General features: G+C 42.1%; 23 protein-coding genes. 13 read left to right on the forward strand and 10 right to left on the reverse strand.

Features of this window, described 5'->3' with window-relative positions; all coding sequences use genetic code 11:
• The first annotated feature begins 22 nt into the window (after positions 1-22).
• On the forward strand, positions 23-1,018 hold the full coding sequence (locus tag FE394_RS05035; RefSeq protein WP_319925305.1) for a D-cysteine desulfhydrase: 996 nt from the start codon (positions 23-25) through the stop codon (positions 1,016-1,018).
• 178 nt (positions 1,019-1,196) lie between these two features.
• On the opposite strand, the gene FE394_RS05040 is transcribed toward FE394_RS05035, so the two are convergent.
• Together FE394_RS05040 and FE394_RS05045 are read right to left on the reverse strand one after the other, a co-directional pair.
• Complete coding sequence (locus FE394_RS05040) at positions 1,197-1,820, reverse strand: LysE family translocator (protein ID WP_319925306.1); 624 nt, start codon at positions 1,818-1,820, stop codon at positions 1,197-1,199.
• 19 nt (positions 1,821-1,839) lie between these two features.
• On the reverse strand, positions 1,840-2,394 hold the full coding sequence (locus FE394_RS05045) for an RNA 2'-phosphotransferase (protein WP_319925307.1): 555 nt from the start codon (positions 2,392-2,394) through the stop codon (positions 1,840-1,842).
• A gap of 194 nt (positions 2,395-2,588) precedes the next feature.
• Between FE394_RS05045 and FE394_RS05050 the strand changes: the two genes are divergently transcribed.
• On the forward strand, positions 2,589-2,753 hold the full coding sequence (locus FE394_RS05050; RefSeq protein ID WP_319925308.1) for a hypothetical protein: 165 nt from the start codon (positions 2,589-2,591) through the stop codon (positions 2,751-2,753).
• 65 nt (positions 2,754-2,818) lie between these two features.
• On the opposite strand, the gene FE394_RS05055 is transcribed toward FE394_RS05050, so the two are convergent.
• The gene (locus FE394_RS05055; protein ID WP_319925309.1) at positions 2,819-3,628 is read right to left on the reverse strand and encodes a nucleotidyltransferase domain-containing protein; all 810 of its coding nucleotides are present in this window, start codon (positions 3,626-3,628) and stop codon (positions 2,819-2,821) included.
• Between the two features lie 20 nt (positions 3,629-3,648).
• The gene (locus FE394_RS05060; protein ID WP_319925373.1) at positions 3,649-4,890 is read right to left on the reverse strand and encodes an RtcB family protein; all 1,242 of its coding nucleotides are present in this window, start codon (positions 4,888-4,890) and stop codon (positions 3,649-3,651) included.
• A 254-nt stretch (positions 4,891-5,144) separates the two neighbouring features.
• Between FE394_RS05060 and rtcR the strand changes: the two genes are divergently transcribed.
• The 10 genes from rtcR to FE394_RS05110 all read left to right on the forward strand — a co-directional run bounded on the left by rtcR (position 5,145) and on the right by FE394_RS05110 (position 17,348).
• The gene (rtcR, locus tag FE394_RS05065) at positions 5,145-6,722 is read left to right on the forward strand and encodes an RNA repair transcriptional activator RtcR (RefSeq protein ID WP_319925374.1); all 1,578 of its coding nucleotides are present in this window, start codon (positions 5,145-5,147) and stop codon (positions 6,720-6,722) included.
• A 12-nt stretch (positions 6,723-6,734) separates the two neighbouring features.
• Complete coding sequence (gene rnz, locus FE394_RS05070; RefSeq protein WP_319925310.1) at positions 6,735-7,652, forward strand: ribonuclease Z; 918 nt, start codon at positions 6,735-6,737, stop codon at positions 7,650-7,652.
• Between the two features lie 37 nt (positions 7,653-7,689).
• The gene (locus tag FE394_RS05075) at positions 7,690-8,118 is read left to right on the forward strand and encodes a carboxymuconolactone decarboxylase family protein (protein WP_319925311.1); all 429 of its coding nucleotides are present in this window, start codon (positions 7,690-7,692) and stop codon (positions 8,116-8,118) included.
• Positions 8,102-8,356, forward strand: a complete 255-nt coding sequence (locus tag FE394_RS05080) for a hypothetical protein (RefSeq protein ID WP_319925312.1) — start codon at positions 8,102-8,104, stop codon at positions 8,354-8,356. Before FE394_RS05075 ends, FE394_RS05080 begins: the two co-directional genes overlap by 17 nt.
• 58 nt (positions 8,357-8,414) lie before the next feature.
• Positions 8,415-9,356 (forward strand): aspartate carbamoyltransferase, encoded by a 942-nt coding sequence (gene pyrB, locus FE394_RS05085; RefSeq protein WP_319925313.1) that lies wholly within the window; start codon positions 8,415-8,417, stop codon positions 9,354-9,356.
• 314 nt (positions 9,357-9,670) lie between these two features.
• Positions 9,671-10,981 (forward strand): DUF4123 domain-containing protein, encoded by a 1,311-nt coding sequence (locus FE394_RS05090; RefSeq protein WP_319925314.1) that lies wholly within the window; start codon positions 9,671-9,673, stop codon positions 10,979-10,981.
• Positions 10,978-14,292 (forward strand): toxin VasX, encoded by a 3,315-nt coding sequence (locus tag FE394_RS05095; RefSeq protein WP_319925315.1) that lies wholly within the window; start codon positions 10,978-10,980, stop codon positions 14,290-14,292. The genes FE394_RS05090 and FE394_RS05095 overlap by 4 nt, the downstream gene beginning before the upstream one ends.
• 2 nt (positions 14,293-14,294) lie before the next feature.
• Positions 14,295-16,190 (forward strand): hypothetical protein, encoded by a 1,896-nt coding sequence (locus tag FE394_RS05100; protein WP_319925316.1) that lies wholly within the window; start codon positions 14,295-14,297, stop codon positions 16,188-16,190.
• Positions 16,191-16,215: 25 nt separating this feature from the next.
• Positions 16,216-17,190, forward strand: coding sequence for a hypothetical protein (locus FE394_RS05105; RefSeq protein ID WP_319925317.1), 975 nt, complete (start codon positions 16,216-16,218; stop codon positions 17,188-17,190).
• A gap of 5 nt (positions 17,191-17,195) precedes the next feature.
• On the forward strand, positions 17,196-17,348 hold the full coding sequence (locus FE394_RS05110; RefSeq protein WP_319925318.1) for a hypothetical protein: 153 nt from the start codon (positions 17,196-17,198) through the stop codon (positions 17,346-17,348).
• 37 nt (positions 17,349-17,385) lie between these two features.
• Here the strand turns inward: FE394_RS05110 and FE394_RS05115 are convergent, their stop codons facing one another.
• The 4 genes from FE394_RS05115 to FE394_RS05130 form a co-directional block, all read right to left on the reverse strand.
• The gene (locus FE394_RS05115; protein ID WP_319925319.1) at positions 17,386-17,760 is read right to left on the reverse strand and encodes a type II toxin-antitoxin system PemK/MazF family toxin; all 375 of its coding nucleotides are present in this window, start codon (positions 17,758-17,760) and stop codon (positions 17,386-17,388) included.
• Positions 17,760-18,032, reverse strand: coding sequence for an AbrB/MazE/SpoVT family DNA-binding domain-containing protein (locus FE394_RS05120; protein WP_319925320.1), 273 nt, complete (start codon positions 18,030-18,032; stop codon positions 17,760-17,762). The genes FE394_RS05115 and FE394_RS05120 overlap by 1 nt, the downstream gene beginning before the upstream one ends.
• Before the next feature lie 221 nt (positions 18,033-18,253).
• A complete protein-coding gene (locus tag FE394_RS05125) occupies positions 18,254-20,572 on the reverse strand; it encodes an FdhF/YdeP family oxidoreductase (RefSeq protein ID WP_319925321.1) in 2,319 nt (772 codons plus the stop codon).
• A gap of 16 nt (positions 20,573-20,588) precedes the next feature.
• The gene (locus tag FE394_RS05130; RefSeq protein WP_319925322.1) at positions 20,589-20,750 is read right to left on the reverse strand and encodes a hypothetical protein; all 162 of its coding nucleotides are present in this window, start codon (positions 20,748-20,750) and stop codon (positions 20,589-20,591) included.
• 199 nt (positions 20,751-20,949) lie between these two features.
• Between FE394_RS05130 and FE394_RS05135 the strand changes: the two genes are divergently transcribed.
• On the forward strand, positions 20,950-21,693 hold the full coding sequence (locus tag FE394_RS05135) for a metallophosphoesterase (protein ID WP_319925323.1): 744 nt from the start codon (positions 20,950-20,952) through the stop codon (positions 21,691-21,693).
• A gap of 139 nt (positions 21,694-21,832) precedes the next feature.
• On the opposite strand, the gene FE394_RS05140 is transcribed toward FE394_RS05135, so the two are convergent.
• Positions 21,833-22,234, reverse strand: coding sequence for a type II toxin-antitoxin system VapC family toxin (locus FE394_RS05140; RefSeq protein ID WP_319925324.1), 402 nt, complete (start codon positions 22,232-22,234; stop codon positions 21,833-21,835).
• Positions 22,234-22,479 (reverse strand): type II toxin-antitoxin system Phd/YefM family antitoxin, encoded by a 246-nt coding sequence (locus FE394_RS05145; RefSeq protein WP_319925325.1) that lies wholly within the window; start codon positions 22,477-22,479, stop codon positions 22,234-22,236. Before FE394_RS05145 ends, FE394_RS05140 begins: the two co-directional genes overlap by 1 nt.
• Positions 22,480-22,505: the final 26 nt, after the last annotated feature.

A 22,505-nucleotide genomic window follows, 5' to 3' on the forward strand; every position in this document is an offset into this window, starting at 1 on the left:
CTCACAATCCGCTGGAGATAATATGTCTTTACAAAAAAACTTAGCAAAATTTGCTCGAATTGATTTACTAAAAACTGAGACTATGATGAATAAATTGGAAAATCTATCTCACTATTTAGGGCGTGATATTTATATTAAGAGAGATGACTTAACCCCCTTGGCGATGGGTGGGAATAAATTACGTAAATTGGAATATCTTATTGCTGACGCATTACAAAAAAAGGCTAAAGTTATTGTTACCGCTGGAGCAATTCAATCAAATCATGTACGGCAAACAGCGGCTATTGCTGCAAAGTACGGTCTAAAATGTGTCGCCTTATTAGAGAATCCAATCCGGAATCAAGATAGTAATTTTCTGAATAATGGCAATAAACTGCTGACGGAATTATTCAATACCCAATGTGTCATGTGTGATGAGTTGACCGATCCCAATGTGCAAATGAAGGAATTGATTGACCAGCTCAATCTCGAAGATGCTTATATTGTTCCCATCGGCGGTTCCAATGCCCTTGGTTCATTGGGTTATGTGCGTTGCGCATTAGAAATTGCTGAACAGCGACCAAAAGATGTCGAATTTGCTGCCGTTATTGTCGCCTCTGGAAGTGCAGGAACACATGCAGGACTGGCTATTGGATTACAATCTGCACTACCACAAACACCTGTTATTGGTGTTACCGTCTCGCGTGTTACCGCCGAGCAAACACCAAAAGTGAGTCAATTGCAGCAAGAAATAAACTCGCTTTTAGGTCAGACAACCTGTCCAGATGTTCTTTTGTGGGATAATTATTTTGCTCCCATGTATGGCATGCCAAATAAAAAAGGGTTAGACGCCATTACGCTATTGGCACAAAAAGAGGGCATTTTATTAGATCCCGTCTATACCGGAAAAGCGATGGCCGGCTTAATTGATAATGTCCTGAATAATACCATTGACAGTCAGAAGCCATTGCTCTTTGTTCATACCGGTGGAGCACCTGCGTTGTTTTCCTATTCTGGAATCGACGCAATAGTAGATTGATTTATAAATCATTACATACAGGATATTAAAAATTAAGTTTTTCAAGACACCACCCAATATATTTCTCTAATTTTCTCTATGGTGTCTTGAAAGCGTTTTGGGACAAATATGACCTTGCCTCATCCAGACAGAAAACGAATTATGACCCTGTACCTTATATAAACCCGCACTGACCCAATCATCTTCGGCTACTCAGCACTAATTTAAACGCAAAAAGCAAAAATAGCCCGCCTGTCGCGCGGTTCATCCACTTAATGACATTTGCACGACGTAAGATATGAGAAAGAGGACGTGTAGCATAAATCAATGATAATGACCACAATGTGCCCAGCAATGAATGGATAGCGACCAAACCGAACGTCCATAAAATGGGAGAATGCCCTTGGGGAATAAACTGCGGCAAAAATGAGACGTAAAACACACCCATTTTCGGATTGAGTACATTGCCCAACATGCCTTTGATAAACCAATTCTGGCTTTTAACTGAGGAAGAGGTTTCCCCTCCAAGATCCTGTTTGGGATGCCAGAACATTTGAATACCCAGCCAACACAAATACAGTGCACCACACCATTTTAATATGTTAAATGCCAGCTCTGATACAGCAATTAACGTGCCAAGGCCAAAGGCCACCATCGCTCCCCAAATAAAGCACCCTGCATTTATGCCAAGAGCTGCTTGGAAGGCTTTTTTACCGCCCTCTGCCGTTGCGGTTCTCAGAACAAGCGCAGTATCCAGACCGGGGGTCAATGTAAGCAATGCGGCCGCCACCGTAAATGCAAGCAGGGAATCCATAACGGTCATGTTATCTCCAAAAGCCTTATCAAGAACGCGAAATGATACTCATATATGCCACAGGCACGGTTTTCGTCAACCAAACACCGTTATCCGCCTGATGGAATTTAAAGCCCTGCTCATACATCAATCGCGCTTCAATTTTCAGGATAATAACTTTGCCATGACGTTGCCCCACTTTAATGGCTGTCGATTCATCTGCCGATAAATGCACGTAATGTCGCGTTCCCGCCACTAATCCCTGTTTAACAATGGAATCCAAAAAACGGGTGGCTGTGCCGTGATACAAAATAGCGGGCGGGATTTTCTCTTGGTAGCAAATATCGACTTTCTGGGTTGAGTGTCCCTGAACTGCCCTGATACGTTTCTGATCCGCAGAAATAGCAAAGCGTTTTTTGTCATTGATCTCAACAATTTTCTCAATAAGTGAATGATTCAATCGCTTGCCGTGCTGAGAGGCACATTTTATCAGCGTGCCAATATCTGCCCATCCTTCACTATCCAAGGTTAATCCAATGGATTCCGGTTGATGGCGTAATACATAACTTAAAAACTTACTGGTTTTGGTATCAGTTTGGTCCATGTTATTCACCTGTTGTCCTGAATTCCTTATGTTTGATAAAGAGTTTATCCAACTCTAATTTGACAAAGAGTGGCTGAGATTACATTTTACCGATTATTTAACATATACCAGCCACTTTTATTTAGAGATTAATGATGGAAAGGATTGTAAAAATACTCAACAATAGACGTAACAAAACCATCAGGTTATTCGTTATGTCTGAATTTGAGAATGAGGATGTTATTTTGTCGAAAAAGGACTCTAAACGAGATAATTGGAATTTCTTCTTGAATATGTTAGATAACTTTCCTGTTCCAAATGATTTTTTAGATACCAATGAACGCTATCAGGACATAGCAGAACGAGATCCATTTGATTAACAGATGAGACCGTGGTCCACTTAATCAACTAATTATCCATACCTTGTTGGTACATGATAATTAAATCAACTCCTCATCACCCAACGTTTTAAATAATTATCCAACAATTCAGGGCTGCGCTCGCATTGACCTTGAAGTTCACAACGTATCCGTGTCTCATCCAATTCCGATTCAATAAAAGCATGAACCCTTGCTTTACGCGGACCATATTCTGCTTCATTTGCATTCCGTTTAATTCGCAACAGATCATCAATTTCCATTTTTAATTGCGGATCATCCACGGTTTCTGCCACCAGCGTTTCAAAATCTATCGGTGGCACACCCTTTCCCATTTCAATCCAGCGAACAGCAAGCAAAGGGCGCAATACATAAAAGTATTTTTTCAGCCGGACTTCTTCACTTTGCAAATAACCACGAAAGTTTTTCTTCGCCATCGAAAGATAGTGATAGCGTGCTTTAATATCCGAAAAGAAATGTGGCACCAGCGTTTTCAGTCCATTGGTTGCCGCCGGATCAGCATGATAAATAACAGGCGAATCCAACCACTCCATTAATGTTGGGTTCGCCTGTTTCAGCAATTTTAGCGTTTTGCGCAGTTCCCAACCGTTGATATCCAGTTCACTATTGATCGGCAGCTCAATGACATCCCGCTCCGCTTCTACTTTGAGATACCAATCAATCGGATGGACGTAGATAAACCGTACATCGTAATCGCTGTCTGGTGAGGCAAAGCCCCACCCACGACTACCAGATTCACAAGCGTATAATATCCGTATACCATAATTCTTCTCTATACCTGCTAATTTACGTTTGATACGCAAACGCATAGCAGGGCTGACAGCACTGGTTTTTATTTCCCTTTCCATTTCTTCCATTTTTCCTATTTTTTTAATCCTTATCCTTTTACACACACCACCTGACGCAAGGTATGCACAATTTCCACCAGCGATGACTGCGCTTGCATCACAGCGTCAATATCCTTATACGCCATTGGGATTTCATCGATCACATCGCTGTCTTTGCGGCATTCCACATGTGCTGTTGCGCGTTTCTGATCGCTTACAGTGAAACGTTTTTTCGCCTCAGTACGGCTCATCACGCGACCTGCTCCGTGACTGCATGAACAGAAGCTCTCTTCATTTCCAAGACCACGGACGATATAGCTTTTTGCCCCCATTGATCCCGGGATAATTCCCATCTGGCCCTTACGGGCAGATACCGCACCTTTACGTGTAACCAAAACGTCTTCACCGTAATGCTGTTCACGCTGAACATAGTTATGGTGACAGTTCACCGCCTCCTGCTGTGTCGTGAAAGGTTTTGGGATCTCGCGGGACAACGCTTCAAGCACACGATGCATCATCACTTCCCGATTCTGGCGCGCATAATCCTGCGCCCAACCGACCGCTTCCATATAATCGTCAAAATAACGGCTTCCCTCCTCGAAATATGCCAAATCGCGATCTGGTAAATTCGCGATATGCTGCTGCATATCCTTCTTTGCCAACGAGATAAATAAGTTACCAATAGCGTTACCCACACCACGGGAACCACTATGCAGCATCACCCAAACACGATCTGCTTCATCAAGACACAACTCGATAAAATGGTTTCCCGTTCCCAATGTTCCTAAATGGTTATGATTATTGGTATTCAACAGTTTTGGGTGTTTATCGGTAATACGCTTAAACCCGTCCGCCAGCGTCGCCCAATGTTGATCCACAATCTCCGGTGCTTTATTCCAAGACCCTTTATCGCGACCGCCACGGTTTACTGTACGTCCGTGCGGTACGGCCGCTTCAATGGCATGGCGGATATTCAACAAGCTATCCGGTAAATCAGATGCCACCAGCGAAGTACACATCGCGATCATTCCACAACCGATATCCACCCCAACCGCCGCCGGAATAATCGCGCCGCGTGTCGGGATCACACTACCGATAGTCGAGCCTTTACCGACATGGACATCCGGCATTACCGCCAGATGTTTAAAAACGAAAGGCATCTTGGCCATATTCTGCAATTGGATAATGGCTTTTGGATCAACGGGTACGCCATTCGTCCACATTTTTACCGGAGCACTATTTTCTTGGGTCAACTTTTCGTTGATCAAAAAACTATAAGCGTTGGTTTTCATTTCAGTTGTCGTCATTTTTGTTCTCCTTTAATTTGTACCAGTCCATTTAGAACCTTTTCTTTTTTCAGCATATAATGCTCTAGTTATTGCCAGTTACGTGCCAACGTTGAAAAAAAGCAGAAATATTTTTTATCTGTTTGAAAAATAGTTGTTTTTATTTTCTACTAATTTTGCTGATTGTTTTTACAGCCAAAATTTCTTATCTTTTTATATCGTTATTTATAAATTTAGATAATCTGAATACAGGGAAGATGATGAAACGCAAAGTTGCCATTGGCATTTTAGGCTCAAAGTTAGATAGACGAGGTAAGAATGCCAATCGCTGGGCAAAATGGCGCCCCACTGTTGGAATGTGCCAACAGCCAGAGTTACCGATTGACAGGCTGGAATTGCTTTATCAATCCAATGACTCAGTTTTAGCCGAGAAGGTAAAAGAGGATATTGAACAGGTTTCACCGCAAACAAAAGTAGTGTTGAATGAAATTCAAATCGAAAATCCGTGGGATTTCGAAGAAGTTTATACCACTTTGCTGGATTTTACCGTTCGTTATCCTTTCGAGATTGAAAACGAAGAATATCTGGTGCATATCACAACCGGTACTCACGTTGCACAAATCTGTTGGTTTTTGCTGACCGAAGCCCGTTATCTACCCGCTCAATTGCTACAGACTTCCCCAAAAAATGAGGGGGAGAAAAACCATCCCGAAGGCGTTTACGCCATTATCGATTTGGATCTCAGCCGTTACACCACCCTGACCAGCCGCTTTCTGCGTGAACAGCAGGAACAGGTGGCGTTTCTTAAATCCGGCATTGCTACCCGCAATGCCAATTTCAACCATCTGATCGACCAGATTGAACGCGTCGCCTTACGTTCCACCGCCCCCATTCTGCTCACAGGACCAACCGGCGCGGGTAAATCCTTTCTCGCACGCCGAATCTACCAATTGCGGCAATCTCGTCATTTAATCACAGGGCGATTTGTGGAAGTGAACTGTGCAACCCTGCGCGGTGATAATGCGATGTCCACATTGTTTGGTCACGTTAAAGGAGCATTTACGGGGGCGATTCAGCCACGTACCGGATTGCTGCGTGAAGCCAATAACGGCATTCTGTTCCTTGACGAAGTGGCAGAACTCGGTTTGGATGAGCAAGCGATGTTGCTGAAAGCCATTGAAGAAAAGAGTTTCCTGCCTTACGGATCGGATAAGGACGTTCACAGTGATTTCCAATTAATTGCCGGTACACATCGCGACTTGCGTGATTGGGTGACTCAAGGAAAATTCCGCGAAGATTTATACGCCCGTATCAATATGTGGACTTATCAACTGCCGGGCCTGGCACAACGCCGCGAAGATATTGAACCCAATATCGATTATGAACTTGCCCGCTATACCCAAATGCAGCAGACACAAGTTCGCTTCGATAAGGAAGCACGGCAGACTTACCTGCATTTTGCCTGCTCCGAACAAGCGCAGTGGCGGGGAAATTTTCGTGAACTCAGTGCGTCTGTCGCGCGAATGGCAACATTTGCTGAAAATGGGCGGATCAATCAATATTTAGTTGAAGAAGAAATTACACGGCTCAAACAGAATTGGCGTGGAGAGGGGGATTCCTCCCTGCTGCCGGATCATTTGTCCGAAATTGATTTGTTTGATCGCCAACAATTAGAAACGGTGATCAAAGTCTGCCGCGAATCCTCCAGCTTATCAGCAGCGGGCCGCAAATTATTCGCGGTTTCCCGCCAACAGAAGAAACAGCCCAATGATGCCGATAGATTACGTAAGTATCTTGCCCGATTCGGTCTGGATTGGGAAAGCATTCAACATCATTAGAAGAACAACAATATGGAACTGAAATTCTTAGGCACCAGCGCAGGCATTCCCACAAAAGAGCGCAACGTCACCAGCCTGATCCTCGATTTACAGGGCATCCGCAATGCACTGTGGATGTTTGATTGCGGTGAGGGAACACAGCACCAGATCCTCCACTCCCCGATCAAAATATCCAAACTGGAGAAGATTTTTATCACTCACCTGCATGGAGATCACATCTTCGGTTTGCCCGGTTTATTGTGCAGCCGCTCTATGGGAGGTTCTACCGATCCCCTTACTTTGTATGGCCCAATCGGCATACGCCAATTTGTGGAAACCTCATTGCAATTGAGCAGCTCTTTTCTGACCTATCCGCTCGAGATTATTGAAGTTCAGTCTGGACAGTTATTTGATGACGGTGAACTGAAAGTGACGGCTTATGCCCTGAACCACCGTGTGGAGTGTTACGGCTATCGCATTGAAGAACATGACAAACCCGGCGCATTGGATGCCCAAAAGCTCAATCAGGATGCTATTCCCCGTGGCCCATGGATGCAGGCATTGAAACAAGGCGGTACAGTAACACTGGAAGATGGCCGTACAATTTGCGGCAAAGATTATTTAGGTGCGCCAATCCGTGGCAAGTCACTGGCTATTTTCGGAGATACTGAACCGACGCCGGAAGCACTGAAAATGGCTGCCAATGTTGATGTGATGGTGCATGAAATCACGCTGGAAGATGCGTTTGCCGCGAAAGCCAATGAACGAGGACATTCCACCACCAAACAGGCCGCAACACTGGCGCGTGACGCCAAGGTAAAACACTTTATCGCCACGCATATCAGCGGACGCTATGGCGTTGAAGATTGCCCTCGATTATTAGCGGAATGTCGGGAAATATTCCCCAATACTGATCTGGCGAAAGATTTTGCGGTGTTTGTAGTGAAATAACCCCTTTAAACAAAAAATAAAAGTTCTGGAGATAGAAATGAATTACGCAAAAGTTTCACCTGCCATTATTAATCCGTTATACAAAAGCTATGAAGAAATCCATGCCTCTGAACTGGATCAAGCACTTATTCTGCTGGTGGAAACGCGGGTATCCCAAATTAATGGCTGTGCCTATTGTTGTCGCCTTCATGCTGAAATGATCCGGCAAGATCACGGCATAGAGCAGGTTAAACTGGATAAATTGCCCGCGTGGTTCAATTCCAATATTTACAGTCCAAAAGAAAAGCTGGCGCTGGAGTGGGCAGAAGCCCTGACGACAAATCCCAGACAAAGCGTGTTGGATGAGATCAAAGTCCGCCTTGATGATATCTTTACGGAAAAAGAGATTGTTGACCTGACTGCGACTATTTCCCTAATGAATGCGCTTAACAGAATGGCTGTCAGTTTGGGTGACAGAAGCGAATAGTCTTACCAATATTCCGGTCATTACGTTTGACGAAGTATTAAAACAAAAATTTCTTCCGGCAATCCTTGCGGTGAATGCTATCGTGAGTATAATGCGCGACGATTTGCTGGGAGAAAACATGAAAAATCACGCGGTGAAGGCCGTAAAATATCAAGCTAACGAAAAACTGTCTGCTGGCAGCGTGGGCGTATTGTTTTTCCCATTGCATAACCAAACATTTAAAAAGCCCCTCAATTGAGGGGCTTTTTTTTGTCTGCCCAGTCCAAGGCTAAAAGTCATAAAAGAGGAACGTAAACATGGCTAACCCGTTATATCGCAAACATATCATTTCAATTAATGATCTGAACCGCACAGATCTGGAACTGGTATTGCAGACGGCAGCTGCATTGAAAGCCAATCCACAGACCGATTTACTGAAACACAAGGTGATCGCAAGCTGCTTTTTTGAAGCTTCCACGCGCACCCGTCTCTCTTTTGAAACCGCCATTCAGCGACTCGGTGCTTCCGTAGTTGGCTTTGCGGACAGCAGCAATACTTCATTAGGTAAAAAGGGAGAAACTTTGGCTGATACCATTTCTATCATCAGCCAATATGCCGATGCGATTGTTATGCGTCATCCACAAGAAGGCGCTGCGCGACTGGCTTCTGAGTTTTCCGGTAATATCCCGATCATTAACGCCGGAGATGGTGCAAACCAGCATCCGACCCAGACTTTGCTCGACCTGTTCACCATTCAGGAAACGCAGGGCAGACTGGAAAACCTGAAAATCGCCATGGTGGGTGATTTGAAATATGGGCGTACCGTGCATTCACTGACACAAGCACTGGCGAAATTTAACGGCAACCATTTCTGCTTTATCGCGCCAGATGCACTGGCAATGCCAAGCTATATCCTGCACATGCTGGATGAAAAACAGGTGAGTTACAGCCTTCACAATGACTTTGAAGATGTGATGCCTGAACTGGATATTCTGTACATGACCCGTGTCCAGAAAGAACGTCTTGATCCTTCAGAATATGCCAATATCAAGGCTCAGTTCGTTCTGCGCGCGGCGGATTTGGAGAATGTTAAAGAAAACCTGAAGGTACTGCATCCGCTGCCACGTATTGATGAAATCACAGTTGACGTCGATAAGACCCCTTATGCTTACTATTTCCAGCAAGCGGGTAATGGTATTTACGCCCGTCAGGCATTGTTGTCACTGGTATTGAATAAAGAAGTTGTTATAAAAAATTAATCAAAATAAATAGCTATTAATATTATGAACAAGGATAATTATCCTTGTTCATAATATTATTTTATTCAAGAAGCGTTTTTATTTTCCATCACAGAAAAAAATAACCAAGAGCAATAATTAAATCCTCAACAATTAACTTCAAATATATGTGTATTTGAAAGTCCTTTTCTTATTTTAACCTGCCATAAAATTAAGCTATTATCATCCGTTTCGATAACGTCGGTTTTTAATCGTTATCTTGATGAGTAATAAAAATAATCTGCCAAGTTTCCAAATATTCCGGCTAAAAACAAACAAATTGACGATATTAAATCATGCACAGGCAAGAAAATTACCATCAACTGTATAAACATATTTGGGTAGCCGAATTTTCATATGGTTATAAAGGTTCAGAACAGCAAAAACCGCGACACTACTGGGCGCAGGCTCTCATTCAGGCCAAAAATCAGCATCAGGCATTAGTTCAGTTATCTGATCATATGTTGTATTCATTGCAGGCTGACGAAGGCCAATACGAGAAAATTTTACCTTTTCTGCAATATCTGGATACCTGTAATCACCTGGAAAAACAGCTAATCCTGAACCTTGAGAAAATCAATGGAGAACAGCCGATTATTGTGCTGAATACGCAGGATACCAGCGAGCCATTGCCAATTGATACCGGTGATCTGGAGATTACCCTATATCCTTGTCCTCCCTTTACTGGCGAAAATCCCTTTAATCGATACTGGATCAGTGATGATTTATATTCCCTGCTTTATCAGCAAAGCCAAAATACAACGAAATATTCCCGTTGTTATATGGTGATTGATGCAGGGGTTTATCATAAACACGCCGGTCATTTTATTATTCCTTCATTAATGGCTTCTGGATTGCCTTATCGTTGCCTGTTTAAAGGAACAACACAAATCACCCTTGAAGACGCTGCGCCTTATTTGGTCGAACTGACAGGCCATGAAGATAAAGAGTTTCTGCGGCAAATATTCATCACTCACTACACGCCGGATATCGGGATTTTTATCCATACTGACAGTAAATTTGATGAACTGTATAACCACCTGCGTAAATTCCCTTACTTGCAACAAGAACATAACAGGGAATGGGTATTTTTCCGCTTCTACTACTCACTGACACTGGATTTAACCCTGAAAAGCCTGTCCCGTGGGGCTCTTGCTTCGTTTATTCGGCATATTGGCGCCATTTACGGTTTCAATCATGAAAATCACCTGATGAAAGCCAGCGTAACGGAAAACATCAGGGAGTCCAAAATTGAAACTGTCACCATCAATGACAGGATGCACCTCAATTTTGAACGGTACATGCAGCAAAAGTACTTCCATAAGGTGAAGGCATTCATCAAAAAGCACGTTCAAAAACAGTGTCAGGTTCCAGAAGACCAACTGCTGCCCTTTATTACCAAACAGGCCAATTACGCCTATCTGAACGGATTCACCCTTGAGCTGACGGGGCTTTACTATATTGTGGCACGTGCTATCACCGCTAAAAATGATCCACTCTGGAATCATACGCTGGAAACCGTCTTGTCTGAACCTTCCAATCAGGAAGCCCGAGCTTACAAACTTCTCAAGGAATGTCTTACCCCTACAACATGGAGTCAGTCATGACATCTTCAATCACAGACATGAGTGAAAGTGCGAATCAATCCGTATCCAGACTGGATATGGGGAGTGCTAAACACCCGTGCGACGGGAATATCAAACCCATCTATCCTGTCCGTTATGCCTATGTGAATTTTTTTGGATCAGAGCTGGAAAAACCTGAAGTACCACCTGACATTCACACACTCATGTCTGCGAAAACGCTAAAAGAGAGTAAAGGCTATGCAGCCCGCCTGATGCGTCCGGGTTGGATTTACATCCGGGAAGAAGACATCATGGAACATAGGCCCAGCAAAACGGCCTATTTTCATATCTTCAAATACGAACCGGATAAAGATCAGCAAATCGAGAAATTCAGAAAATTCACCTACCGAAATAACAAAGATGCACGTGATGGTGTCATGCCGGAGTCGGGTTTAAATGGTGAAGGGTATCCTTTTTTATTTGTTGCAAAAGATGTCTCGAATATCAGCATTGCTTACAGTGAACATCTCTGGCATCCGGATGTGATCGCTCGTATGAACAGGGATAAAAAACTGCGGGAAAAAACCATGCAGTTCATTAATCTTGATAATGATAATCAGCCCCATGCCATTGAGGCCAACGAAGCCAACTTCGCCAAACTGATTCAGGATTACAAAACCCGCAAAGAGCAATTCGCTGCGGCTAAAGCCAAAATTGATGCCGAGAATTTCGGTGAGCTGGATTTAGACACCATCAGGATCGATGAACTGACTACTCAGTTATCCTATGAAATGGATGCGGACAAGATCGCACTTGAGATCCGGAATAAGCTCTGTTATCAGGAAAAATCACGGATTGTGATCCTGCATGATCCCGTTGGGCGGCAGAAAGAGATTCTGGAGGCTCACCGTCTTTTAACAGTATGGCAGCAATATAATGCGGAGCTCAATGTCTACCCCATGACAATTGGGATGTATATTGATGTCCTGAAGGAATCTCGTAAATCAGCGATTCAGCACAGTAAATTCCAACGTGCCAAAAATCAGAAAGATATAGATCAATATTGGCCATCAATAAAAAACGAATATCAAGAATTTGAGAAGAGGCAAGAAACTTTTTCTAAGATTTTTAAGGCATTTGCCAGTGAAAAGGCTGTAACTGCTCAAGTAGGAAGCCTTGACAACTATTTCAAGTATTTTTTCTCTATTTATAATAATAAAGAAACCATACAAGAAAATGACATTCAGGAAATTGATATTTTTGTCGACCTGATCACTGATACTTTTGATGGATTACAACATACCGTCGTATCAGAAAAAATGCTGGAAGAATTGATCTCACAATCAGTTGAAAATTTTGAAACTGAAGAAATACAGACAACTCCCTCTAATAATCTTCAGCCGCCAGAAAAACAAGAAAACTCAAAAATCAATGCTTCTGTCTCTACTGCCTTCGACATACATAATCTCCAATATAGTACCAATACTTGGGAAATTGCAGCAACGGGCGTAGTAAAAATTGTCACTCACAGCTATACGAAAGATGCGACCAATACTCTATCTGATATTCTAAAGAGAGTATCAGACTGTTTCTTAAGTGTTTTTGGCAGAATTTTTGGCAAAGCAATGGCTTTTATTGAAACTGGTGCAATTGCTTTAAAAGGCTCATTAACTCATTTGAGCAATGCAGCTATTCAATTTATTTCCAACAAAATTGTACCCGCTCTATTAAAACCATTTAGTTTCACGATTGACTACCGTCAAGGAATTCCGCTGACTCGTAAAGAATTCGAATATATTTTGACAAGGCTTGAAAAAATAGCGAATAAAAAACAGTATACAGGTAATAAAGGCCCCAGAATGCCCAAATTCAACCCTGTATTCAAAAAACTTCGTCACTTAGAATCTCTTTTTTTAGCAAAACAACAGCAAGCCTTACCAGTAAGTAATATCGAGAGAAAAGTAGAAGATGTTATCAAAAAAGCGGGAGATTCAGCAAAATCCACAACAATTCAAGCTGGCAGATACATTAAATTAAGTGCAATCATGAGCATTGATAGTTCTCTTGATTTTCTCAAGATTGGAGCTCAAAAAACATCAATATTACTGGATAAAACACTTCCGGGTGTTAGCTTATTTCTTAATGTTAAAACAGCAAGCTCTGTTATTATTCAATCGAAATTTGATCAAAACAACCCACTAGACCAGCATAAATATAGTGCTACTTATGATGCAATTAAATTCAGTACCGCTTTGATATCCTTAACAGCAGATATATTCTCTGTCACAGCAACAGTAACTGAGTATGCTCCCAAATTATTGCCTAAAGCTACCCCTGCTTTACTCCACAATCTAGATAAAATTTCAACTAAATATAGTGAACTAGGAAAACATATTGCAACAAAAACAATTCTCGGGTTAGTCAGTATTATCGGTGCCTTTATTTCCTTTATAGACGGCCAAAAAGCAGGTGCTATCGGTAATACGGGAGCACAATATAGCAATTATGCTATGGGATTGGGAGGCGTTGCTTTAGGCATCACAAATATTTTAGGTGTAGCCTCAACATTATTATTAACCCTTAACGTTATTGGATGGTTATTCATTATAGGTGGTACGATTGGATTAATGATTTTTAATAGATCCAGTATGGAAAATCTAATTTCAAATTGTTTTTGGGGATCAGGAGAAATGTATCCATTTTGGGGTATAGAAACACGACCAGATATGGATTCGCAATTAAAATCAACCAGAGACATGAGAGAAATGAAAGACACGAGTTATGACACTTGGAATGCGTTCCATGTTGAAAAACAAGAGTTTTTAAATATTCTTTTTATGCCACAATTAACCATAAAACGAACATTACATCACTTTAATATATATAATAATACATATACTTTTATTTTACCTGCATTTCAGGAAGGAAGTTCTGACCTCCATTATGCATTTTATAAACCTCTACATGAGCCAGTTGATCAGTGGAGAGCGGGTACATACGCACCTGCTGAAAATGTTCAGGCATATATGAAAGTTATCCAACAAGAAAAAATACATTATAACGCCCAGAAAGAAAAAGCAGAAAAAATCGGTAATAAGTATTATCTCTATGATGAGGAAATGACAGAAAAATTCCGTCAGGCATTTCAAACTGCTTCATCAGAGATTAAAGATGGTTCACGCCACCTAACCATCACTTTTGAAGATAAACACCCTTCTCCCTATAAAGAAGAGGCGGAACTATTTTGGCATTACATCCCATTTGAAGACACTATCGTACCACTACGGTATCTAGCAGGCGAAACTGTACAAAAAGTAGCAACCATAGGATTTAAAGGTCAGGAGATACTATAACAATGAGTTTGACAAAAAAATTACGTTACTCCATACATGATGTCACACCGACGCCATTGATTGACCAGCAGGGATCCCTGCTGGCCATACCGTTGGAGAAAAAAAGTCAGGAAGATCTGAAAAGCTATCTGCCATTACACAGTATTGACGATAATCAGTGTGCCTTACGCAATCAACAGCGTCTTGCCCGTGCCATGTTAGTCCTTCCGATGTTGATCGGTATGTTACTCGCCTTGTATGTCAGTATTCAAAATTTTATCGAATATAGAAAAGGCAATGAAAAATTCATTATGAATATGGTTGAAATAGCCAGAAGAGAACTTGGAAATGATTTTTTTCTGCGTGAAAAACTACCGGGGTATGCAGAAAAACTCCGTGCTATTGGTTATGACAACCATATTTCATTTAAGAAATACATGCACTTCCGTTATAACTATTATAAAAATGGGACACGAACCTTTATCAACGATGTTGTCCATTTTGGACTTTTAACCAGCTTATGCCTGTTATTTATCTACCTCTGTTTTTTCCATCCCCTGTCTCCACCTATATTTATTGACCGCAAACGACAGTTACTCTTTAGTTGGCATCGAGGCAAAGTCTATGCTGCCCGCTATCCACACGTGGGCATCTCCCTGTTTGGCGGTGCAGGAGTAAAAGCAATGGGATTGGGCCTGTATACGCTGGATGGTCATCATTCACTGGCTCGCCGCGCATTTCAGCCGTGTATTTCCATTCTGGCCGGGATAATCACTAAACAACAGCAAGATGAGGTTCTTGCTTTTACCATCAAATACCTGTTGGAAGGAAAAGAGGCGGTTGCGGCTACCAACTTTGCGCGTTTCCCCGTTCTATTCTGGCGCAGAGATAAAAAACCGGCTGATTTTGATGCACAATTAACACGTATATTGGCTAGACTCGACGCACATTCTGCAACCAGTGATGATCCTAACCCACTGGCACACCAAACACCCGCCACTACTTTGGTTGAACAACAAGAATCTTTACTTGCCCAACCGATGGAGAAAAAAAACCTAAAATCACTGGCAGCGTTTTCTCCCCTCAATAGCCTTGATGATAACCAGTGTGTCTTGCGCAGTACGCGGCCGGGCTTGCGTATTTCTCTGTTTTTCTCTTACCTGATTATTAGCGCCCTCATCGTATGGAATGGCATTGATAACTTTAATATCATGAAAAAAGCGGACGAAGGTGATGCGCGTGAAATGTTAAGCGAGGCTCGCATTCGATATGGTCAGGAGTTTCACCTACGCAATGATTTACCCAAACCATTAGAAGAAGAACACTACCTCATTAACTTGAGTTTTGATAAAAACGGGACACTTCCCTTTTGGGACTACATTGAATATCACAAAAAATTCAAGATTAATGACTATACTACCGCAGATGTCGTGACGACTTATTTTTTTGACTTTGGTGGGCTAATATTGCTGTTTATCCCCCTGATTCTCCATGTCTGTTTCTTCTGGCCACAACATCAGATTGTGATAGATCGGCAACGACGACTTATTTATAGCTGGCGTTGGGCGCAAGTCTATGCAGCATATTACCCACAGGTAAAAATATCCGGTCAGGCAGAACCTTCAGGATTGACACTTTATGGTGTGACACCCCGAAAGGAACTGATTTCACATAATTTCCGGCTGCATGATGCTGATATTTCTCTATTTGGTTTGAAAAATAAAGTCGCACAAACTGATATACACGCTTTTATTATCAAATACCTCATTGAAGGAAAACAGGCTGTTAGTGAAACTGATTTTAAACGTGGCCATTCAATGCTCTGGCGTACCCGAAACCGACCTTTCGATTTTGATAAGCAACTGACGAAAGTGTTAGAAATGCTTGAAAAATTAGATGATAAAAAATCAGTCAGATAATAGAGCCAGTAAGGAAACAATGAATTTGTCAAACGAATCAGATCACTCTCTACATAATGTTACCCCGACTCTATTGATCGACCAGCAGGGATCCCTGCTGGCTATGCCACTAGTGAAAAAAAGCTATGAAGCGTTACAAAGTTACCTTCCTTTGAATAGTATTGACGATAACCAATGCACTCTACGCAATACACAACGATTTACCCGAATAATCGTACTTTTTCCTATTCTGATTTTGACATTGTTGTTTTTTCACAACAGCATCGCTGATTTTATTGAACAGAGAAAACACGATGAAGCCTATATTCAAAAATGGATCATACTTGTTCAAAAAGAATACGGAGAAGAGTTTTATCTGCGTAAAGATCTTCCTGAGTATATGGAAAATGCCCGTTTTATTGGCAATGATAAAACCATCTCTTTCTGGAAATACCTCTATTATCGCTATAACTATTTCCATGCCAGTACCAAACTTTTAATCACTGATTTTCTACAGTTCAGCTTTTTATTGGCCTTTTCTCTCTATCTGATACACCGATGCGTTTTCTGGAAGCTGCAAGCGCCCATATTTATTGACCGAAAACGGCAACTGTTTTTCAGCTGGTACAAAGGCAAGGTTTATGCGGCCCGTTATTCACAGGTCGGTGTTTCCAATCTGGCCGATCCGATGAAAATCGTCCATTTGATGGGGCTGGCGATGTATACGCTGGATGATAATAATTCACTAACTCGCCGTGCCTTCCAAATGTTTCTCTCTTATGGATCTGTATGGGGATTTAATACCAAACTGCGGCAAGATGAAGCCCATGCTTTTATCGTCAAATATCTATTGCAAGGGAAAGACGCCGTTGCCGCGACTGATTATAAACGTTTCCCCGCCTTGTTCTTATTCAGAGATAAGAAACCCGCTGATTTTGATGACCAACTTGAGAGCATTTTGGCGGAACTGGATAAGCGGGATATCGAAAAGATAAGTAAAACAGACGGACAAGGAAACTGATGAATTTGTCAAAAGAATCAGATCACTCTCTACATAATGTTACCCCGACTCTATTGATCGACCAGCAGGGATCCCTGCTGGTTATGTCATTCAAAAAGAGAAGTTATGAATACGAGGTTGATTTGAAAAAACTTTCTGTAATTCTGGCTCCTGAATGATTGCTCAAACAGTTTATGTTTTCTGTGTTATTTGCATTTAATTTAATTGAGGATCTAAAATATCTATTACTTTAGCTAAGATTTCATCAACAATATCAGGCTCAACTTGTGCCGCATAGGTAGCTTTACATTCATTCAAATCAAGTGAGCGAATCTGATAGCAAAGTGCAATACCAGTAATTTTTCCGGTATCAGTACTTGAGCCATCCAGATATACGGTGATAGCTTCTGAACGTGCTAGTCCCCCACCACTGGTAATTGGAACACAAAGTGCAGTACCTAGCTTTTGATTCAGTGCAAATTCAGAGATAACCAGATAGTAATGGGCTCCTTTGAACTCTCTGCCGCTAACAGGATCGCCGTTAGCATGCCAGATTTCACCCCTGCTTGGGACGTGCCTTCTGCGTACCATTAAATCACCTCATTACCAACAGGGGGGGAATTTAAGTCGTCAGCGATAGCTTCGTTGAAAGCCCGTATTTCTGTTTCATCAATGCTCTGTAACAGCTCAGAAAGAGACTTCCTGCCTCTGGCAATTCTCTCCGCTGGTTTGATGCTTATCGTGTCTCCTGACGATTTTATATCCAACTTCATGCCTACAGACCATCCCATTACTGTTGCAACATCACTAGGGATTGTGACCACTACAGCACCTCCCTGTTGACGTAAACGTGTTATTGCCATGATGCCTCCCAATAAAAGTGTAACTTTGTCTCATGTGATTGTTATATCGCCAAGTTTTACAAAGTCATACTTTTTGTTTTGATATTGTGGGAGGGATGACTACCTATCATATTCGCAGAAAGGTAGTTGCATTGACGAAACATTAATCTCATTAAGTGTGATAAATCATCAGAAACCATAGAATAGCTGCATTTTGGTGTTTATTAACTGTTTTCGTCTCCTTATACAAGACGCAGGGATTCCGATGGATTCTGCTCAGTGAGGGATAATTTCACCGGCACAGATTTTGAGGTTGGGGTACCCGTACCATCACCAAAACTTTCCATTGGAACCAATGGGTTGGTTTCCGGATAGTAAGCGGCAAGGTTTCCGCGTGGAATGTTATAAGGAACCAACTTGAAGCCAAACACTTTACGCTTGATACCGTCATTCCATATTGTTTCGATATCAACTAAATCGTCGGCCTGATAGCCCGATTGTGCGATATCTTCTGGATTCATGAACAACACTTCCCGCTGTCCGTAAACGCCACGGTACCGATCATCCAGACCATAAATCGTCGTGTTGTATTGATCATGAGAACGCAAAGTCTGCAAGGTGAAAGGAACGTCAGCACCATCGATTTGCGGGAACAGTGTTTTTGGCAGCGGCGCATGACTGAATTCGGCTTTTTGGCTCGGTGTAGCAAAACGTAATTCAGCCGCAGCATTGCCAAGGTAGAAACCGCCGGAATGTTCACATTTTTGATTAAAACCATCAAATCCGGGGATGGTTGCCGCAATATGATCGCGGATTTTATTGTAATCTCCCGCCAGTTCCAGCCAGTTAATCGTCGCTGTATTGCCTACCGTCGCATTGGCAATGCCTGCAACAATCATTGTCTCAGAACGTTGGGTATCAAATAACGGTTTATTCACGCCTTCCGACGCATGAACCATGCTGAAAGAGTCTTCTACCGTTACAAATTGAGAGCCGGTGGCCTGAATATCTCTTTCAGTACGACCTAATGTCGGTAGGATCAGAGCACCTTTTTTACCGGTAACAAGATGACTCCGGTTTAATTTTGTGCTGATGTGTACGGTCAGGTCACAGTGTTGAAGGGCTTCTTCTGTACGCGGACTATCTGGCGCTGCTGCCGCAAGGTTGCCTCCCAACGCGATCAGGACTTTGATTTCATCACGCAACATGGCACTCAACGCTTCCACAACATTATGACCGTGGGCACGAGGAGGCTCGAATCCAAAATGGGCCGCCATGCTATCCAGAAAAGGCTTGTTGGGTTTTTCATTAATTCCCATCGTCCGGTTGCCCTGCACGTTACTATGGCCACGCACGGGACAAAGCCCTGCGCCGGGTTTACCCAACTGGCCAAACAGCAATTGCAGGTTGACGATTTCACGCACAGTGACCAACGAGTGTTTATGCTGAGTTATTCCCATTGCCCAAGTGCAGATAACACGTTCGGCATTCTGGTAAATGATCGCGGCTTCGCGTAATTGTGCTTCACTCAATCCGGATTGATTTTCAATAAATGACCACTCAGTCGCAGCAACTTCCTGCAAGTAAGCATCGACGCCTTCGGTATAAGTTGAGATGAACTCCAGATCAAAAATACCTGATTTGCCTTCAGTCAGCAGAGCGCTATGCGTTTCCAAAAGCGCCTTAACTATCCCCCGTACAGCCGCCATATCGCCACCGAGTTTAGGCTGGTAATAACGGTGACTGATTTCTCCCGCCATTGGGGTGATCACTTCAAGCGGATTTTGTGGATCAGCAAAACGTTCTAATCCTCGCTCACGCAAAGTATTAAACGTGACAATGCGGGCACCGTGTTCAGCAGCATGTCTCAGGCTATGCAGCATTCTCGGATGGTTTGTACCGGGATTCTGGCCGAATACAAAGATGGCATCAGCGTGGTCAAAATCTTGCAGCCTGATAGTCCCTTTTCCAACGCCCAGACTTTTCAACATGCCGGAGCCACTGGCTTCATGGCACATATTGGAGCAATCGGGAAAGTTGTTTGTTCCCAGCACACGGCCAAATAATTGATACAGCCACGAAGCCTCATTGCTGGCTCGGCCTGAGGTATATAATTCAAGCTGATTAGGGTTATCCATCGCCTTTATATGGCTGGCGATCAGGGTAAAAGCCTCATCCCAGCTAATCGGCTCATAATGATCCGTCTGCGGGTTATAGCTCATTGGCTCAACAACCCGTCCCTGATATTCAAGGAAGTAGTCACTTTGCTGGTAGAGTTTACTGACGCTGTGAGTCGCAAAAAATTCCCGATCAACATGCCGACGAGTCGCTTCCCAAGTCACTGCTTTAGCCCCGTTTTCGCAAAAGCTGAACAGGCTTTGATTGTCATCTCCCCATGCGCATCCCGGGCAGTCAAAACCTTTGGGCTTGTTCATACGCATCAGGTTAACCATATTTTTCAGTGCTTGTTTACTGTCAAAGACAAAGCGGGTTGTTGCTTCCAGTGATCCCCAGCCACCAGCAGCAGAATGATAAGGTTTTATTTTTGATTTGAATTTCATAAAAATCTCTATTTTTTTATGTCGTGGTCAACACCAAATAGCCACAATTTACAGGTGAACCAATAACGCCGATTTCATTCATTGGCGGGCTACCACCGATGCAATCATAGGGGCGAACCAAGTAGTCATACTTCGAGATATAATCAAAACCAAGCGATGGCCACTTCTTTATAATCATACTCCTATCTATTTATTGTTGTAGTTATTCCGTGTTAATGAAACGAAAAAACCGAGCAATAGACACAACTATCTCAAGGTATTAACTCAACAAATCTCTTCTGTTGATCCGGTTTTCCTGAGTTGCCTTATGATATTATCTATATTTACTGATCGTAATTTAATGGCAAGAAAATATGTAATATCAGAGGTAATAAAAAATGAAAGTTATTCATTTAACAGACTTACATTTAACCGGCAGCAGGGATCAAAAATTATTTGATGTGAATCCTTATGACAATCTTGATTTTGTTTGTGATGAAATAATGAGAATAAAAAGCATTACTGATATAGAACTCATTATAATATCGGGTGATATATCAAATGATGGTGACATCGATTCCTATAAATATTTTTTTAAAAAAATGGAATCACTGAATACGCCTTATATAGCGATACTTGGTAATCATGATTTAAAAGATAATTTTGATATAGTTCTTAAAGAAGAGAAAACAGAAAATCTTATAACCTCTCGCGAATATAATAATAAAAACTGGTATATCACTTCTGTTGATACCGTTGTTGAAGGGGAAGATTATGGTTTTATATCTGAGGATAATCTTGCAGAATTAGAAAGAACAATCATTGCAAACAATAACGTTAATATAGCTGTTTTCACGCATCACCATGCTATACCCGTTGATACACCCATTGTTGATAGTTGTATGCTGAATAATGCCAGTGCACTGTTGGAATTATGTGAAAAGTATAAAGTGAAATTTATTGGCAGCGGACATGCGCATACACCGCGCGTCTGGCATTATCATGATATGACAGCCTGTGTTGCTCCCGCTGTTGTATTCCAATGGCTATCAGGCACAGATACGGTAAAGATCTCAAAAGGTTTTGGATTCAATATCATCGATTTTTCAGAAAATATATCAATAACATCTTGTATTTACTGATATATTTATCATACTTCAAATTGCTGTCTTATGGGCAGCAACTTAAACTACATTTTCCCCACCACAAAATAAACAAATGTCCCTACATAATTGCCAATCACATAACCCACCGTGCCAATCACCATTATCGGGCCGCAGACTATCTGTTAGGGATTACAGTAATGTAATCACTGACAAAATCTATCAGCTTATTATCACTCGTGATGAGCGGGATCTTGTTGTGTTTCGCCTGAGCGACAATTAATCGGTCGAACGGATCTTTATGTAGTTTTTCCGGTAAATCGCACACAACAAGCGTATGTTCACTTTTAATTGGGATTTCAATCAAACCAGCTTCAAACAGACCATCCCTGAACTGCTTCGGGTCTACGGAAAAATCAGGTTTGTTCAGATTATTTTTAATGACTACTTCCCATATAGACGCCGTACTAAAACAAAGAATTTTGTCGATATCTTCAAGAAGATCAATAATATTAGGTTTCAGTCTTTCCGGCTCGTATGCCATAAACAGCAAAATATTGGTATCTAGCAACAGTTCCATTAAGCATATTTCCCTTCAAACATTTCAACCAGTTCGGTGCTGTTCATATCGTCAAAATTGGTGGGAACTATACCTTTGCCTTTGAGGAAACCTAATTTTCGCTTAGGCTTCTCTTCTCTGTATGCAACCACTTTAACCAGAGCATGACCATTCTTGGCAATCACCACGGGTTCTCCAGTGCGGGCAACTTCCTGAACAATTCTGGACAAGTTGGTTTTCGCATCGTAAATGTTAACTTTTTCCATAACATCACCTCTTGGTGTACATAATT

The organism is Xenorhabdus littoralis (assembly GCF_033949345.1).
GTDB classification, from domain to species: Bacteria; Pseudomonadota; Gammaproteobacteria; order Enterobacterales; family Enterobacteriaceae; genus Xenorhabdus; species Xenorhabdus littoralis.

What these genes read in the sequence shown, in the direction of transcription:
- FE394_RS05135 (WP_319925323.1), top strand. Translation starts at nt 20,950, where the DNA reads ATGAAAGTTATTCATTTAACAGACTTACATTTAACCGGCAGCAGGGAT.
- FE394_RS05090 (WP_319925314.1), top strand. Translation starts at nt 9,671, where the DNA reads ATGCACAGGCAAGAAAATTACCATCAACTGTATAAACATATTTGGGTA.
- FE394_RS05095 (WP_319925315.1), top strand. Translation starts at nt 10,978, where the DNA reads ATGACATCTTCAATCACAGACATGAGTGAAAGTGCGAATCAATCCGTA.
- FE394_RS05130 (WP_319925322.1), bottom strand. Translation starts at nt 20,750, where the DNA reads ATGATTATAAAGAAGTGGCCATCGCTTGGTTTTGATTATATCTCGAAG.
- FE394_RS05115 (WP_319925319.1), bottom strand. Translation starts at nt 17,760, where the DNA reads ATGGTACGCAGAAGGCACGTCCCAAGCAGGGGTGAAATCTGGCATGCT.
- FE394_RS05145 (WP_319925325.1), bottom strand. Translation starts at nt 22,479, where the DNA reads ATGGAAAAAGTTAACATTTACGATGCGAAAACCAACTTGTCCAGAATT.
- pyrB (WP_319925313.1), top strand. Translation starts at nt 8,415, where the DNA reads ATGGCTAACCCGTTATATCGCAAACATATCATTTCAATTAATGATCTG.
- FE394_RS05040 (WP_319925306.1), bottom strand. Translation starts at nt 1,820, where the DNA reads ATGACCGTTATGGATTCCCTGCTTGCATTTACGGTGGCGGCCGCATTG.
- FE394_RS05060 (WP_319925373.1), bottom strand. Translation starts at nt 4,890, where the DNA reads ATGAAAACCAACGCTTATAGTTTTTTGATCAACGAAAAGTTGACCCAA.
- FE394_RS05120 (WP_319925320.1), bottom strand. Translation starts at nt 18,032, where the DNA reads ATGGCAATAACACGTTTACGTCAACAGGGAGGTGCTGTAGTGGTCACA.
- FE394_RS05075 (WP_319925311.1), top strand. Translation starts at nt 7,690, where the DNA reads ATGAATTACGCAAAAGTTTCACCTGCCATTATTAATCCGTTATACAAA.
- rnz (WP_319925310.1), top strand. Translation starts at nt 6,735, where the DNA reads ATGGAACTGAAATTCTTAGGCACCAGCGCAGGCATTCCCACAAAAGAG.
- FE394_RS05035 (WP_319925305.1), top strand. Translation starts at nt 23, where the DNA reads ATGTCTTTACAAAAAAACTTAGCAAAATTTGCTCGAATTGATTTACTA.
- FE394_RS05125 (WP_319925321.1), bottom strand. Translation starts at nt 20,572, where the DNA reads ATGAAATTCAAATCAAAAATAAAACCTTATCATTCTGCTGCTGGTGGC.
- FE394_RS05045 (WP_319925307.1), bottom strand. Translation starts at nt 2,394, where the DNA reads ATGGACCAAACTGATACCAAAACCAGTAAGTTTTTAAGTTATGTATTA.
- FE394_RS05100 (WP_319925316.1), top strand. Translation starts at nt 14,295, where the DNA reads ATGAGTTTGACAAAAAAATTACGTTACTCCATACATGATGTCACACCG.
- FE394_RS05050 (WP_319925308.1), top strand. Translation starts at nt 2,589, where the DNA reads ATGTCTGAATTTGAGAATGAGGATGTTATTTTGTCGAAAAAGGACTCT.
- FE394_RS05140 (WP_319925324.1), bottom strand. Translation starts at nt 22,234, where the DNA reads ATGGAACTGTTGCTAGATACCAATATTTTGCTGTTTATGGCATACGAG.
- rtcR (WP_319925374.1), top strand. Translation starts at nt 5,145, where the DNA reads ATGAAACGCAAAGTTGCCATTGGCATTTTAGGCTCAAAGTTAGATAGA.
- FE394_RS05055 (WP_319925309.1), bottom strand. Translation starts at nt 3,628, where the DNA reads ATGGAAGAAATGGAAAGGGAAATAAAAACCAGTGCTGTCAGCCCTGCT.